This window comes from Pseudanabaena mucicola FACHB-723 (assembly GCF_014696385.1).
Lineage (GTDB): Bacteria > Cyanobacteriota > Cyanobacteriia > Pseudanabaenales > Pseudanabaenaceae > Pseudanabaena.
The window spans coordinates 120,529-135,024 of sequence record NZ_JACJQB010000006.1; the positions used below are offsets into that span (position 1 = coordinate 120,529).

The following is a 14,496-nucleotide window of genomic DNA, read 5'->3' on the forward strand; positions in this document are numbered from 1 at the left end:
GTTTTAGCAGTTTACCAATGTCTAGGGATCAACTTTTGAGATAGCATAAACTTAGTTACAGTTGCTTAATTATCCAAATCTATTATTAATTTTCTATGCCCAAGCTGTCGAAACCACCAGATCCTAACGATCCTGAATACCAAAGCCTCGAACGCAGAGTTAACTTTTATCTGCACCTTGCCATCTATTCGGCTTGCAGCACCTGTATGTGGTTTATCCAATCCATCACCGATAGAGTCTGGATTTGGTCAGTTTGGGTCGCTGTAATTTGGGCAATATTTATCCTTGGTCACGGGATCTGGGTTTTATCGAAGGAAAAACAAGTAGTGAATCAATGAGTACCTCAGAACGTATCGAACAATTAGCGGCGGCGATCGCAGAAGATGTTTATATTGACATTGCCAAGTGGCATTTGTACTTAAATGACGCACATTTGCACCGTCCTCTCGCCGAGAAGTTTTATCCACTCTTGCTTGATGGCATTACCGCATCGGCAGTTACAAAAGTGCTAAATGAAACTGCGATCGCAATTGGTGGTGGTAAGCGTGAAATCCCTCTTAGTGATTTGATCCCTAACTCTTGCCAAAATCGGTTGTTAACGGTTTTAGAAGAATTTGAACGAGCGCTATAAATCTTTGGCGATAACCTGCAATGACCACTGCTCCTGACAATCCTGTCTTTCAGTCCATGCGCCGTCGTCTGGCATTGTGGTACGCCACCGTCACCGCAATTTTATTAATTGTGTTTGCGACAGGTTTCTATCTATACGTGCAGACGACACTAATTGATCGAATTGATGACACGATTGATCATGTGGCGGAGGTCATTGAGCGATCCCTAATCCGTTCTAATTTAATTGATTTGGAGTCAGACTTTAGCGATAACTTTTCCGTTAATGCACAGTCAATCGACGCTGATCACATTGATATTGATTGGTTTAGTCCCGATGGCGATATTCTCTGGACAACCAATCAAACTGTGGAGTCATTGCAATCGCGAGAAAAAGGGATTCTGCAACCCGTTTACCGCACAGTGCATCTGTCCGAAGCCGAACCTTTGCGACAAATGACGGAGCCAATTGTGATCGGCGGTAAATTACTGGGCTATTTGCGGATTAGTCATCCTTGGTTTGAAGTCACCAAACCCGTTAAGCAGCTATTTCTCGACTTAGCGATCGGTACAACCTTGATGGTGTTTGTAGTGCTGCTCTGTGGCTGGTGGCTCGCAGGAATCGCCATGGAACCCGTGCGCGAATCTTACCAACGCTTGAAGCAATTTACTGCCGATGCCTCCCACGAGTTGCGTAACCCAATCGCCGTAATTCAAACCAATGTCCAAGTTGCCCTTGCTGATCCTGAGCCAGAATTTCAGCGATCGCAATTGGAAACCATCGAACGCATCACCCGCCGTCTCGGAAGATTAATTGAAGATTTATTGTTTTTAGCGCGTCATGATGGCGGTATCACAAATCAGGTGCGCGAAAATTGCAATTTATCGCAAATTTTGCAAGAAGTTGCCGAAGAACAACAGACAATTGCTCAACAAAAACAAATCACTCTGGAGTTAACTATTTCAGAACCAAAGTTAATCCTGTCAGGAGATCGCGATCGTCTCGGTCGTTTATTCACTAATTTAGTCACCAATGCGATCGCCTATACACCCACAGGAGGCAAAGTCCAAATTATCGCACAGTCGATGCCTACCCAAAACCAGATGCAGGTACAGGTTAAAGATACAGGCATGGGCATTCCCGAAAATGAGCTATCCCAAATATTTGAGCGGTTTTATCGCTATCAACCCCAAAAAAGCAATAAATCTAGTCCTAAATCAACAGCTAGCGCCACCAGTGGATCGGGACTTGGGCTTGCGATCGCAAAAGCGATTGCCGAGAGTCATCAGGGACAGATTAAGGTCGAGAGCAAAGTCGATCAGGGAACAACTTTTACAGTGAATTTTAGAACTTAGAGTACGTCTGCTTCGCAGACGCACTCTAAGTTCTAATTGCGATCTCGTCTATTTAACAACAACATGGCAATCGCACCGATCGCAAAACCACTCACATGGGCTAGATAGGCAACCCCCGGTAAATTGGGGTTTGCCATCGCGGCATATATCGTTTGCCCTGCAATCCATAACCCCAAAAATACTGCCGAGGGAATGGGAACTGCGGTAATAAAAAATCCTAAAAATACCAGACTTAAAATCCTTGCACGGGGAAACCTCACTAAATAAGCTCCCATTACCCCTGAAATTGCTCCACTTGCCCCCACCATCGGCACTAATGAAGTCGGTGCAGTCATGGCATGGACTCCCGCTGCCACCGCACCGCAGAGCAAATAAAATCCCAAAAATTTCCAATGCCCTAACTGGTCTTCAATATTATTACCAAACAAATAGAGAAACCAAATATTGCCCACTAAATGCAACAGATTGCCATGGAGAAACTGCGAGGTTAATAATGCGATCGCATGTTTAGCAGGATTGGCAACTAACTGGCTCGGTACTAAAGCCCAATTGCTCAACCATTCTGCTAACTGAAAGTTAGGCAAACTCACCTGATATCCAAAAACTAGGACGTTTGCCAAAATTAACGCATAGACAACGATAGAAGTATCTTGAGTCGGATTGTCATCATGTAAAGGAAACATTGCTAACCATACGTTACAGCTTTCTAAATTCTATCAATATTGAAATTGTGACTAAGTAGCTAGATGCTAGAACCGATGGCGCACGCTGCGCGTGCGCCATCGGTTCTAGAGTTTTATATTATTTTTTCTTGATTTTTTTATCGTGGGAACTAAGTGAAAATTTACCAGTCTCAGAATAAAGGGGAAATAATAAAATTCAGTTAAATATGGAGATTAAATACCCATGAAATGGCATTACAAAGTTTTTCTATTACTATGTACATTTGCTTTAGGTAGTAGCGCATTGCTAACTAGCCCTGCCGAAGCTCAAAAGGGTAGGGGAAGATATGACAAAAAAAACGATTCGTCTAATACTGAAGTGCAAAGAGTAAATAGGAGCAGGACTACCACAACTACCACGACAACTCCTGTTACTACGACTACCACAACGTCAACAGTCACTCTCAGCCCTTATCAACGTACTCAAATTATTGAGATTATTCGTGGCACAAGTACCTACAGCTACTTAATCAGTGATGATATCCGTGAACAAATTTATATCCAGCGCAGCTCATTGCCCCCCGGAATTCGGAAAAATTTAGCTCGTGGCAAAGGCTTACCCCCTGGCATTGCGAAGAAGGTTTTACTTCCCCGTAATGTTGTTAGTCACCTGAATCTACCTAGCAACACGAATATTATTGTAATTGGCTCCAATATCGTTGTGATTGATCCAATTAGTAATCTTGTTCTCGATATTCTTGCCAATATTTTCTAGAATCAAGGCGATTCCTCTATATCAGGACAAATAAAAAACCAAAAAGAGAGTTAAGGATCGACTCTCTTTTTGGTTTGGGATTATTCCATGTCATCGAGCTTGATGCGCGGGTCAACAGCTTTTAGCAGCAAATCACCAATCAGATTGCCAACCACTAACATCAATGTGCCTAACATCAATCCCGCCATCACTAAATTTGTATCCTTTTCTCTGGTGGCATCGAGTAATAATTTGCCCAACCCCGGCCAGCTAAAAAAGAACTCTGTAATAAATGCACCGCCAAGTAAACCGCCAAACTCAAATCCTAATAGGGTAATTAAAGGGTTAATGGCATTACGCAAGGCATGGGTATAGATGACCTTATTTTCAGGTAAACCCTTAGCACGAGCAGTTTTGATATAGTCTTGCCGCAACACATCCAACAGACTACCGCGCATGATTCGTTGTAGGCCTGCAAAGCTAACTAGGGTCAAAGTTAAAATTGGCAAGATCATATGATGCCCAATATCTAGCGCTTGTCCTAGGGGTGATAAATCGGCAAAATCAATACTAGTCATACCGCCCACAGGAAACCAGCCTGTATTTTGCGCCACCATTAGCAATAAAATTGCCAAAATAAAACTGGGAAAACCCTGTGTGGCATAGCTGAGGATCTGGATAATGCGATCGCTCCAAGTATTTTGTTTAACAGCGCTATAAATGCCGAGGGGAATTGCCAAGAGCCATGTGGTCAACAGAGATGCGATCGACATTAACAGTGTATTGCCAGCTCGCTCGACAATTAGTGGCGTAACAGGGGCTAAGCCTTGACAACGCACTCCCAAATTTCCATTCAAGGTATTTTGCAACCACAGCAGATATTGCACTGCTTCGGGCTTATCGTAATTCAGTTGTTTTTCGAGTTGTTCGATCGTTGACTTGGGCGTGCTGGGGTTATTCCGCAATTCGGCAAAACAGTTGCCGGGGGATTTGGTAATTGCAAAAAAACTGAGGATTGATACACCGACAACTACGATAATCGCTTGTCCGAGCCGCTTTACTACAAATATGGTCGTATCGTTGATGATCCAGCGCCAGAAAGATCGATTGTCTCTATTTGCAGTTGTCATAGTTTAAATCTAGGAAAAAGTTCAGACTCGTCACAAATTGGTGAACCTTACTTGGAAGGATTCTGCGATTTAATTATGCTAGCGTAAAGCTCCGTAAAACCACAAAAGAGTTGCAACGTGAAGCGCTGCAACTCTTTTGTCATTAATGCGGATGGAGAGACTCGAACTCTCACATCAAAGATACTAGAACCTAAATCTAGCGCGTCTACCAATTCCGCCACATCCGCTTAGTGCTGGTGTTTTTTGCACCGAATAGAATAATACAGCAATCTTGGACAATTACAGCATAAAGTTTGGAAACTTTGGTTTATTTTTAAAAATTTGCGATCGCAGTCACCTTTTCGCTAGTCTTTACCTTCTTGTTTTGGTTGCTATACAATCGTTTTGAGGAGATTGCAAATATGAAATTTTTAAACCTCATATCCTTATTGAGTATATTGATCAGTGCATATCCATAAGCCTCAAAAAATTGATATCGATCAAACTTACCCTTGTCCCTGCCCACGCAAACGTGGCAAGCTCAAGCCGATTGCACTGACTGATGCCTTTGGTTGCGATCGCTGCTCGCTCCTGTTTGAGTTAGAAAATGACGGCTACAGCCTCTTACAAATAGGTGGGCTTGATACCCAGAGACACACATGGCAATGGATTGGTAAGTGGAAAGCCATAAATGCTTATCAACAAAGCATCTTAGAAAGAATTTTGATGATCGCCTCAGCGCTGTTATTTCTAGGGTTAGTCATTTTATGGGCGCTCAATCTGCAATCAACTTTGGGGATTCCCTTGGCAATTATGTTGTTTACTCTATCTGGTTTGCTAATATGGCGATTGCTTGCGATTTGGCGGCGCGATATTTAGCGCAATATTCACAAATTACTTATTACGGCATATGTCACCAGAAGACCTGACTGGCTTCATTTACAAATCCCACTCCGCAGCTCTGCAACTCATGCAGATTCCTAGCCAAGATCGGGATAGTTTGCTTCTAGAAATTGCCAACAGCGTCAAAAAGCAGAAAAATGCGATTTTAGAAGCCAATACTTTGGATTTAGAAGCAAGTCGAGATATGGCTGTGCCTGATTTAGTGTTGGAATGGCTCAAGCTGACTCCTGAACGCCTCAATCATGCAATCGATTGTCTGGTGCATATTGCCAATTTGCCCGATCCCCTAACTTTACATGTGGGTCTGAATGGTTATCAGCGCGTCCCCTTGGGTGTAGTAGCTCTGATCTATGAAGGATTTCCGCAGTTGAGCCTGATTGCGGCGGGAATGTGTCTCAAAGTTGGTAATACACTGATCCTGAAGGGTGGGAGCGAGGGGACATATACCCAAGAGGCGATAGTTGCGATCGCAAAGGATATTTTAATTGCTAGAGGGTTTCCTGAAGCCTGTATGACCTGCGTCCCGAAAGGCGTGGCGATTAAAGAGTTGATCGTTCAAGAAAAATATTTACGTCTTGTGATTCCCTATGGTCGTCCTAGCTTTGTACAGCAAGTCAGCAAACAGGCGACGGTTTCGGCGCTACCCATTTCCATGGGCAACTGTTTCTTGTATTTGTCTGCATCAGGCGATCTCAACTTTGCGAAGGAGGTGATCCTCAATAGTCGCAAGGGTGACCCTGATGCTGTAAACGCGATCGAAAAAGTAGTCGTGCATCGCTCATGGTGCGATCGCGGTTTGGGCGATTGGATCACTAGCCTCAAAACTCAAGGCTTGGTGGTGCGGGGCTGTGCGGAAACTACAGGTTACTATCGTCATTTTGTGGAGGAGTCCATTGGCACTGAAACCATTGATCAAGATTCGCATAGTCAAATTATCGAATCTGAAGATATTTGGGGACAGGCTTATCTAGATGAAACCATCGCCATCAAAATTGTCGATGATACCGCCGAAGCAATTACATGGATTAATCAATATAGTAGCGGTCATGCTGATGTGATCATTACTGACTCTCTATCTGAACGCGATCGCTTTGTGAGCCGCATCAATAGCAGCACTATTTTTGTCAATACCCATAGTCGTTTCAATCGTTACACCAAGATTGCCGAAAATGGCAGTGCCAAAATTGCCCTTGGCATGTGCAGCTTAAAAACGCGAGGTGCTTCGCGCTATCCGGGGGTAATTGATATCTATGCTCTGACTACAACCAAGCAAGTGCTGACCAATTCTTATTGTAATTCGTACTTCAAATAGTTCACCCTTGGCAATAGCGCTGTAATAATGCTTCAAGCTTGTCAACGCCAGACCGAGGCGGAAATCTCGGCAACTCTTGCTCTAAATTGCGATCATTAAGCAGACACAACACAGGTATCTCGTACTGATAACGCTCAAACCAATCGAGATTGCTGGTGATATCTCTAATTTCTAGCTCAAAGCTAAGGTTTTTGACCTGTTGTAATTTTTCTAGCAATCCCTCACACAAACAACAGTCTTGTTTGCTATACAAAATTAATTTCATAAATTTATTGTGGTTATTGTTAAATTCGACTCCACTATGTTATATTATTAATCCGTCAGAACGCATAGCTCAGTTGGTTAGAGCACCACGTTGACATCGTGGGGGTCGGTGGTTCGAGTCCACTTGTGTTCATTATTTTCCATTCATCAGCATCGGTAGCAGCCAATTGCGGAGTTGGGTTAGTTGATGATTTTTGCGATCGCAAAAATCATCAACAAGCGCTCGCATATTTTTGTTTCCCCATATTTGCGATTGTAGCGATTGTAGGGGTTTAGCATTTGCGCCAATATTTCGATACTCCTATTCTTTCTGGGGCAAATGTCCATTCTCTTTGGCAAATGCTTAGAAACCTTCCAAGTCATTGATTTTCGGTTTCAGTCCTCATCGATACTCTTTGGGAGCTATGCTTCCTTTCTCTTCTCTGCATTTTAGCCATTGATCTAATGTATTTCTACTGATGTTTAAGGTTCGGTAGATGTGACTCTTTCTTCTCCTCTATCGAACGCTGATACTGCTTTCTCCCATAAATCTACGCTGTAGGGTGCTGTCATCTTCGTTTCTTTTTCTTTCTTGTCTTATCATTATGTCCTTTCTTTCCATTCTTCCGCTATAGCAGAAATGTCTTAAGTTTAGACTTCAAGATTGTTCCCACACCAAAAACTGCAACAGCTAAAGTTCCCATTAAAGAAGATGGAATCGGGACAGGTCGAATTTGGCAGAATTCAGATGTACTAGATTGGGAAAGTTTTTCTTTGGGTGGGCATTGCACCTCGACTTCTTTTAGACCGTTTGGGTCAGGTAGTTTCTCACCTAATAAATCCTCTGGTAGTAGTTTGCCTAAAGCAAACTCTTTTTGCCTAGGAACTCCATTTGAATCAATAATTTCAAATCCTTCCTCTAATCTAAAATCATAAAACCCCGTATTTACTGGAGCTACACCTACAAATATTAGGCTGCTTAATAAAAGTTGTCCTCCAGGAGCATTCTTAGGGTGGTTCAATTCGATAGGACCACCCTCATCTCTCGCCATACCAAGCAGAACCCGACCTATATTTATTGTAAACTTTTCTCCATCTTTTCTTGCTTCTTGTTTTTGTTTCTCTTTTAATGGAGAGTCAACCTCAAATAAATTCTTAGGATCAAGGATTTTATTAACTAGTTTTAATTCTAGAGGATTATAAGCATATTCAAAGTTGATCTTAACATTATCACCACCTAATCCCAAGTTAACTCCTGTTAAATCCAAAAAAACATCAAATGTTACCTGCTGTCCAGATGCAAAAGGATCTATATCAAGAATAGGATCAGCATCTGCTTGACGTGGTGGTGGGTTTGATTTGAAGTAAAGCGAAGCTGCATGAATTGGCTCCCAAGAGAGTACGGAACCCAATAGAGCAATTACAAAGATCGCAACATAGTTGTTGTTTATTTTTACTTTCATTTATTTAGTCCCAAAATCATTAAGGTTTCTTGAGGAATCAACCGCAGATACTCCCACCTTGGCTATTATTGAAATTAATAAAAAACAAAGACATCAGTTATGATTTAATTGACTGGCACTGTTATCTCTAGCATTACTTCTTTCGGGATACACAGCAAGAAATCTAAAAGCAGTATTTTTGCTGTGTATTATTACCCGTATTGAAGTATGCCAGAGTGTCAAACACTAATATCTAGTTTAGCCATCCTTTTCTGATTTAGCTTACGCTTCAACATCATGCCTGTACCCAAAGCCGCAAATGCTAATGTGCCAAATACACTACTAGGAACAGGTACTGGTCTTCCTACCCTAGCGCTACCACCACAGTATCCATTAAAAGCAACGCAGCTAAAAGTTCCTTCGATCACAACTTGATCACGAGGTTTTAATCCAAATAGATCACCGCTAAATAGAATCCCTGATGTGCTAAATGTGTCTTTAGAAGCTGCTAAAGCACCACTAAAATTACCTAAATTTGTAACTTGCTCAACTCCGTCGAGAAATGCTGTGATAAAGTCTTCTCGACCTCTATTCAGACCATCAAATCCAAATAATATTTCGAGTCTATGGGGAGTAGCTGCACCACTGAAGTTACCAACAATCGAGCCAGTGACCCAAGCATCTTTACCACGATCTAGATAAATACCGCCAAACACATTCAACGCAGCGAGTTCTGTGTATAAAAAGAGAGAATCGAATTCGTCTGCGGTAAATGTAGCTTTTCCATAGGACGCATTACGAACTGCATTCCCATCATCTACTACGTCATCAAGGAATTTACCCTTTCCCTGCCACGCTATACCTGCAAGAGCTGGCTGAGCTATAGCTTTGACAGTAATATTTGCATCACCTTTGCCAGGAGGATTAAGAGTCCATGTATCACTTAAGGATGGAACAAGGGATCCATTTTTCTTCTGAACAGGTGACTCTGGGTTGAATTCCGTAATTAATGGATATCCTCTGTCTGGAGTCAGCAACGCATCGACTAAAGTCGTTCCAGTAGTTGCACCGTCATACTGACGAACTGATGGATTAACTGGTAATACTTCTCTCACAGAAAACTCAATCTCACCTTCAGATGATGTGGTTGTAAATGCGAAACTGGGAGAAGGTAGCAAGAGAGAAATACTAGATAGAACAAACCATAAATCTTTGCGAGCCAACAATGACTTCCTAAAACAAGACCAATTTACCATGATTGAGTCCTCAGACTTAGTTACCTTTTGATGGGGGTTTTATACTCGGCTGCACATATTGACAGACGAATTAGTCTCTCTTACTTTATTAACTGTGAGCAAAACATAAAAGTGGCTAAATTGTCATCATCATGGCATTTAAGCCATTAATAGAAAAAGAAATATGTCTTGTTAATAAAGTTAGTATTCAAAATACATAAACCCATTTTGCGAAAAGCACATCAAGTATTTAATTTAAAATAGATATAGAAATCTACACATAATTTAAAAGTTCGACAAAATTGGATATCAATTGTTGGCTAGTACATAGATAACGCAATTGTAAAAGTTAAGAGTTGTTTTTAAAACTTGTGATTACATAGCAAACATGAAAAAATTATAATCATGCCAAGACACTTTAGGTGCGAATGTGAAAAGAGATGTTTCATGTTAGCTTGGTTGCCTTGCCAAATGTCTTAACTGGCTCACTTCTGGGAGCTTTAGATCTATTTAGCTCCGTCGGAATTGTTTGGAATGGAGTAACGACTCAAGAAACGTCAGAATCAATATTTTTTAATGCAGAAATTGTTGGTGTATCTAAAGAACCTGTGACCTGTTATGCAGGAGTAAAAATTAATCCTCATCAATCTATTTTTGATCTTCAGCACACAGATATTATTTATTTGCCATCAATCACAGGGATTTTTAAGCAACCTTTGGAAATACAATATTTAGAGATGTTGACATGGATTTGTCAGATGTATCAAAAGAATGCATTAATATGTACATCTGGTTCTGGGGCTTTAATAATGGCAGAAACAGGACTACTTGATGGACTAGAAGCAACAACCCATGACGCTTATGTAGATATTTTTAAGAAACAATATCCCAAGATAAGACTTTGCACCAATCAAGCCCTTGTGCAGACAGGTCATGATCAAAGACTGGTTACAGTTGGAGGACAATCCACTTGGCATGATCTCATTTTTTATATCATTGCCCGTTATGCTGGCAATGAAGCTGCTACTCAAACGGCTAAGGCATTCTTAATTCAATGGCATCTAGATGACAAAATGCTTGCCCATGCAGGATTTCAGCATAATCTTTCTCATAATGATCGAGCAATCCAAGTTGCCCAAAAATGGATATCTGAGCATATCAATCAACCTAACACACTTATTTCTGCTAGTCAGGTCGCTGGTCTGGCTATCCGCACATTTAACCGTAGATTTAAGGCAGCAACTGGTTTAACACCAATTGCATATATTCAGAATCTACGCATTGAGCAAGCAAAAATACAGTTAGAAACAACAGATAAAACCATTGACAGCATTGGTATTACCGTTGGTTATGAAGACTCTTCATCCTTTCGGGTATTATTTAAACGTATCACAGGACTCACCCCTAGTGATTATCGGCGCAAGTTTAAAATACCTGACAAAGTAAATCTTCCAGAAGAAGATAAATCAACTTAAACACCCTAAACAACGTAAAGCGCTGATTTAAAAATTTCTCTGTACTACTCAAAGCCTCAATAGGCTGTGCAGCTTGTTGAGGCTTTGAGTAGCCCTAAACAGAATTAAGTACAAAACGTTGTAAAGCTTTGCTATGTGCTGAGTCACTTACCATAGTGGGTAATTGTTCATGCTAGATTTATAAAGCGAAGTTTTTTAGGCAGTATGTCCCATCCCATTTATCTGACGAAATCTGATCTCAAGACTGCTCGCAGTTGTACAACTAAGCTTTATTACAAAAAATTAGGCTATCCCACTGTCGATCGCGTCGATTCGTATACCAGAATATTAGCTGATGGGAACTTCATCATTAGCAAAATCGCGCATCTTCTCTATCCTGAAGGAATCTACATCACCGCACAGTTAAAATCTGATGAAAGTATTGCTAAGGCGGCTCAGAAGACAATCGATTACTTGCAACAGGAAAATGTTGTTCTATTTGAGCCTGTTCTCTATCATGGTCACAAGCTTGCCCGTGCCGATATTCTCGTTAAACAGGGAAATCACATTGAAGTCATTGAAATCAGGAGTAAAGGGTTTGATAGTGAAGCCCATGAAGAATTAGTCAGGTATCGCAATCTTTCGTTATTTCGCAATAAACGGACTGGTCAAGTTGGCGGTGATTGGCGATATATCATCGAAGATGTTGCCTATCAGGTTGGCATTTTACAAGAGATGTTGGCAGAGTATTTACCATTATTTGATGCCGACATTGCGCCCTATTTACTAGTTCCCGATCGCAATAAAACCACTGCGATCGATCATCTTGCTTCCTATTTTCAGATTGAGCGGCAGGATTCCCATCGTAATTCTTTTTCTAAATTTAACGGCATCAAGGTCAACTTCACAGGCGATATTGAGACACTCAGACAAGATCAGTTTCTCACCAAAGTTAGTATCAAAACTGAAGTAGCAGAATTAATCGAACCAACCCTCACATCAGCCCAAACCTATATCAATCAATTAATTGAGAAGTCACCTGAATTATTTGCTCCCCTTAGTAAAAGCTGTAAAGGTTGTGAATATCGAGCTAGCGATCGCGATCCAAGAGATGGGTTTAAAGAATGTTGGGGCGATCTGGCGGAAGTGGAAAACCACGTCCTCGAACTCTACCAGATGGGTAGAATTGGCGGTCATGAGACTCCCCTTGTCAATGAGATGATTCAACAAAAGAAAGTCAGTATGTTTGATGTTCCCTTAGAAGAACTAAATGACTACACCTATAGCTATCGACAACTGATTCAAATTGAATATACTCAAAAAAATAAAGAATGGATTTCTGAACATCTTCCCAAAATATTACATCAGATTGAGTATCCCATTCACTTCATTGACTTTGAGACTTCACGGATGGCAATTCCCTATCGAGCAGGGATGCGTACTTACGAACAAGTTGCTTTTCAATGGAGTTGCCACACCATCTCAGAGCCAGATGCTCCACCGACGCAAACTGAATGGCTAGATCTTGACAACACGTTTCCTAATTTTCAGTTTGCTGAGTCCTTGATGGAATGTTTAGGCGATCGCGGCACAATCCTCACATGGGCAACTCATGAAAATAGCGTATTGCGCGATATTTATTATCAAATGCAAACCTATGACTATCAAAATCTACAATTACAAACATGGCTAGCCAATACCGCTAAGCTAGGCAATAAGGGCAAATCAAACCTATTAGATATGAATGCGCTGACCCTCAAACATTATTTCCATCCATTCATGAAAGGCAGAACATCACTGAAATGTGTACTACCTGCAATTTGGAAAACTAATCCCTATTTGCATCAAATCCCCCATTTCCAAGAATATTTTTGCGATCGCAATGGTGAAATTCTTAGCCCCTATGATGTTTTGCCCCAGTTACAAATCGGTGATCGGATTCAAGTTGTCAATGAAGGAGCAGGGGCAATGTTGGCTTACCAAGATCTAATGTATGGTGAACATCGCGATCGCAGTCTTGAGAATCAAACCATGCGCTCGCAGTGGAAAGAACTGCTCTATCAATACTGTCGGCTTGATACGATGGCAATGGTAATTATTTGGACACATTGGCAAAATTTATGCCGCAATAAATAGGTGACAAGTAAATAAGTAAATAAGTGGCAATTAGCGACCGTAGCATGTAGAAAAGTAGGGGCAATTCATGAATTACTCCTACTTTTCTTGCGTAAGTCCTAAATGTTATAAATCATGATCTTTTTGTATTGAAGTTGCTATCAGTGGGTAATCTTATGATGTATGCCTAAGGGGTTTGACCTATGGTCGTCCTGCTAAAAACACTGCGATCGCGACTACATAACATTCCTGTACAGTGGATGGTAGCACTTCCGTTTGTGTTGCAAATAATAGGCTCCATCGGAATTATCGTCACATACTCCCATCAGAATTGGGCAATTCTAATTTGTGGAATGCTATTGTTATTTTCAAGTATCTTTGCCGTCTGGGCAAACCGTTGTATAAATCAAAAAATCGGCATTCTTGAGCTTGATCTTCAGCAAGTACAGGAGAAATATAAGCTTCTCTTTGAAGCTTTACCTGTGGGTACGATTATTACTGAAGCAGCATTGCGGCAAATTGAATCACGTTTACAAGCCTTTCTAGACAATGCTCCTACGCCAATTAGTATCAAGGATTTAGAAGGTACATATTTATCTGTTAATCCAGAATTTGCCTATTTAATGAAACTGTCTGAGGAGCAAATTCTAGGTAAAAAAGACTATGATCTATTTGACAATCAAGCTGTCAAGAGATTCCATGATATGGAACTACAGGCAATTTTTGAAGGGATTGCCGTTAACTTTGAAGAAACCTTGAAATTCTCTGATAGCTTGCAAACTTTCATTATTACCAAGTTTCCGATTATGGATACCCATGGCAAGCCCTATGCCGTCGCAGGAATTTATCTAAGTAGCTAAGCAAAATTAATTACATAAGTTGAACCAAAGTCTCGAAGAACTTTTTCAACATAAGAGACTAAACTTTCCCAAGATTCATATGCATTGAGTTCAATCCACTCATACTTCATGAAACGCCACAAAATTTCAATCAAGTTCAACTGGGGACTATAAGGGGGTAACTGGAAAATCTCAACTTGCTGGTTCTTCCACTGCTCTAATTTCTCTTGAATCAGTTGACTGGTATGAATAGAGGCTTTATCCATAACAATCACTGTTGGCTTGGTAGATTGACGAGCAAAGTCATCGATACAAGCGAGAATGACTGCACTGGTGATACTGCGTTCAAAAACATAAGCAGATAAGTCATTGTTTCGATTCATCAAACCCACGACATTTAACCTCTTACTGCGTTGACTGGGTAAGCTTAAACCCGTCCCTTTCTCTTGCCAAGCATAGGGAA

The 14,496-nt window shown here is 41.0% G+C and carries 14 protein-coding genes, 2 tRNA genes and 1 pseudogene; 10 read left to right on the forward strand and 7 right to left on the reverse strand.

Annotated features, from left to right (window positions below; all coding sequences use genetic code 11):
- The first annotated feature begins 95 nt into the window (after window positions 1-95).
- Genes H6F41_RS05400 through H6F41_RS05410 form a run of 3 tightly spaced genes read left to right on the forward strand, consistent with a single transcriptional unit; the run spans window position 96 to window position 1,965 of the window.
- Window positions 96-338 (forward strand): 2TM domain-containing protein, encoded by a 243-nt coding sequence (locus tag H6F41_RS05400; RefSeq protein WP_190402461.1) that lies wholly within the window; start codon window positions 96-98, stop codon window positions 336-338.
- Window positions 335-631, forward strand: a complete 297-nt coding sequence (locus H6F41_RS05405; protein ID WP_190402462.1) for a DUF3181 family protein — start codon at window positions 335-337, stop codon at window positions 629-631. The genes H6F41_RS05400 and H6F41_RS05405 overlap by 4 nt, the downstream gene beginning before the upstream one ends.
- A gap of 20 nt (window positions 632-651) precedes the next feature.
- Window positions 652-1,965, forward strand: a complete 1,314-nt coding sequence (locus H6F41_RS05410) for a sensor histidine kinase (protein WP_190402463.1) — start codon at window positions 652-654, stop codon at window positions 1,963-1,965.
- A gap of 32 nt (window positions 1,966-1,997) precedes the next feature.
- Here the strand turns inward: H6F41_RS05410 and H6F41_RS05415 are convergent, their stop codons facing one another.
- The gene (locus H6F41_RS05415; protein WP_190402464.1) at window positions 1,998-2,648 is read right to left on the reverse strand and encodes a rhomboid family intramembrane serine protease; all 651 of its coding nucleotides are present in this window, start codon (window positions 2,646-2,648) and stop codon (window positions 1,998-2,000) included.
- Window positions 2,649-3,198: 550 nt separating this feature from the next.
- Between H6F41_RS05415 and H6F41_RS19475 the strand changes: the two are divergent.
- Window positions 3,199-3,274 (forward strand): annotated as a pseudogene (locus tag H6F41_RS19475) (anti-virulence regulator CigR family protein); the annotation flags it as partial.
- Between the two features lie 208 nt (window positions 3,275-3,482).
- Here the strand turns inward: H6F41_RS19475 and H6F41_RS05425 are convergent.
- Entirely contained in the window at window positions 3,483-4,511 is a 1,029-nt protein-coding gene (locus H6F41_RS05425) for an ABC transporter permease (protein WP_190402466.1), read from the reverse strand.
- 146 nt (window positions 4,512-4,657) lie between these two features.
- Window positions 4,658-4,738, reverse strand: a tRNA-Leu gene (locus H6F41_RS05430).
- A 217-nt stretch (window positions 4,739-4,955) separates the two neighbouring features.
- Here H6F41_RS05430 and H6F41_RS05435 point away from each other — a divergent pair.
- A complete protein-coding gene (locus H6F41_RS05435; RefSeq protein WP_190402467.1) occupies window positions 4,956-5,369 on the forward strand; it encodes a hypothetical protein in 414 nt (137 codons plus the stop codon).
- A 31-nt stretch (window positions 5,370-5,400) separates the two neighbouring features.
- Window positions 5,401-6,705 (forward strand): aldehyde dehydrogenase family protein, encoded by a 1,305-nt coding sequence (locus H6F41_RS05440; RefSeq protein WP_190402468.1) that lies wholly within the window; start codon window positions 5,401-5,403, stop codon window positions 6,703-6,705.
- A gap of 1 nt (window position 6,706) precedes the next feature.
- On the opposite strand, the gene H6F41_RS05445 is transcribed toward H6F41_RS05440, so the two are convergent.
- Window positions 6,707-6,970 carry a glutaredoxin family protein gene (locus tag H6F41_RS05445; protein ID WP_190402469.1) on the reverse strand — a complete coding sequence of 88 codons (264 nt, stop codon included), beginning with the start codon at window positions 6,968-6,970 and terminating at the stop codon, window positions 6,707-6,709.
- Between the two features lie 58 nt (window positions 6,971-7,028).
- Here H6F41_RS05445 and H6F41_RS05450 point away from each other — a divergent pair.
- Window positions 7,029-7,102 (forward strand) — tRNA-Val (locus H6F41_RS05450).
- 475 nt (window positions 7,103-7,577) lie between these two features.
- Here H6F41_RS05450 and H6F41_RS05455 read toward each other — a convergent pair.
- Together H6F41_RS05455 and H6F41_RS05460 are read right to left on the reverse strand one after the other, a co-directional pair.
- Entirely contained in the window at window positions 7,578-8,411 is an 834-nt protein-coding gene (locus H6F41_RS05455; RefSeq protein ID WP_190402470.1) for a hypothetical protein, read from the reverse strand.
- 218 nt (window positions 8,412-8,629) lie between these two features.
- Window positions 8,630-9,646, reverse strand: coding sequence for a hypothetical protein (locus H6F41_RS05460; protein WP_190402471.1), 1,017 nt, complete (start codon window positions 9,644-9,646; stop codon window positions 8,630-8,632).
- Window positions 9,647-10,065: 419 nt separating this feature from the next.
- Here H6F41_RS05460 and H6F41_RS05465 point away from each other — a divergent pair, with 419 nt between their 5' ends.
- The 3 genes from H6F41_RS05465 to H6F41_RS05475 all read left to right on the forward strand — a co-directional run bounded on the left by H6F41_RS05465 (window position 10,066) and on the right by H6F41_RS05475 (window position 14,054).
- Window positions 10,066-11,100, forward strand: a complete 1,035-nt coding sequence (locus H6F41_RS05465; protein ID WP_190402472.1) for a GlxA family transcriptional regulator — start codon at window positions 10,066-10,068, stop codon at window positions 11,098-11,100.
- A gap of 204 nt (window positions 11,101-11,304) precedes the next feature.
- On the forward strand, window positions 11,305-13,215 hold the full coding sequence (locus H6F41_RS05470) for a DUF2779 domain-containing protein (RefSeq protein WP_190402473.1): 1,911 nt from the start codon (window positions 11,305-11,307) through the stop codon (window positions 13,213-13,215).
- Between the two features lie 182 nt (window positions 13,216-13,397).
- Window positions 13,398-14,054: a PAS domain-containing protein gene (locus tag H6F41_RS05475; protein WP_190402474.1), complete on the forward strand. Its 657-nt coding sequence runs from the start codon at window positions 13,398-13,400 to the stop codon at window positions 14,052-14,054.
- Here H6F41_RS05475 and H6F41_RS05480 read toward each other — a convergent pair.
- Window positions 14,051-14,496, reverse strand: a 446-nt coding sequence (locus H6F41_RS05480) for an IS630 family transposase (RefSeq protein ID WP_190401965.1), incomplete at its 5' end; no start/stop codon positions are given. The two genes, H6F41_RS05475 and H6F41_RS05480, sit on opposite strands and share 4 nt — an antisense overlap.

Coding starts and splice junctions, on each gene's coding strand:
- H6F41_RS05400 (WP_190402461.1), top strand. CDS start 96: ATGCCCAAGCTGTCGAAACCACCAGATCCTAACGATCCTGAATACCAA.
- H6F41_RS05405 (WP_190402462.1), top strand. CDS start 335: ATGAGTACCTCAGAACGTATCGAACAATTAGCGGCGGCGATCGCAGAA.
- H6F41_RS05410 (WP_190402463.1), top strand. CDS start 652: ATGACCACTGCTCCTGACAATCCTGTCTTTCAGTCCATGCGCCGTCGT.
- H6F41_RS05415 (WP_190402464.1), bottom strand. CDS start 2,648: ATGTTTCCTTTACATGATGACAATCCGACTCAAGATACTTCTATCGTT.
- H6F41_RS05425 (WP_190402466.1), bottom strand. CDS start 4,511: ATGACAACTGCAAATAGAGACAATCGATCTTTCTGGCGCTGGATCATC.
- H6F41_RS05440 (WP_190402468.1), top strand. CDS start 5,401: ATGTCACCAGAAGACCTGACTGGCTTCATTTACAAATCCCACTCCGCA.
- H6F41_RS05445 (WP_190402469.1), bottom strand. CDS start 6,970: ATGAAATTAATTTTGTATAGCAAACAAGACTGTTGTTTGTGTGAGGGA.
- H6F41_RS05455 (WP_190402470.1), bottom strand. CDS start 8,411: ATGAAAGTAAAAATAAACAACAACTATGTTGCGATCTTTGTAATTGCT.
- H6F41_RS05460 (WP_190402471.1), bottom strand. CDS start 9,646: ATGGTAAATTGGTCTTGTTTTAGGAAGTCATTGTTGGCTCGCAAAGAT.
- H6F41_RS05465 (WP_190402472.1), top strand. CDS start 10,066: ATGTTTCATGTTAGCTTGGTTGCCTTGCCAAATGTCTTAACTGGCTCA.
- H6F41_RS05470 (WP_190402473.1), top strand. CDS start 11,305: ATGTCCCATCCCATTTATCTGACGAAATCTGATCTCAAGACTGCTCGC.
- H6F41_RS05475 (WP_190402474.1), top strand. CDS start 13,398: ATGGTCGTCCTGCTAAAAACACTGCGATCGCGACTACATAACATTCCT.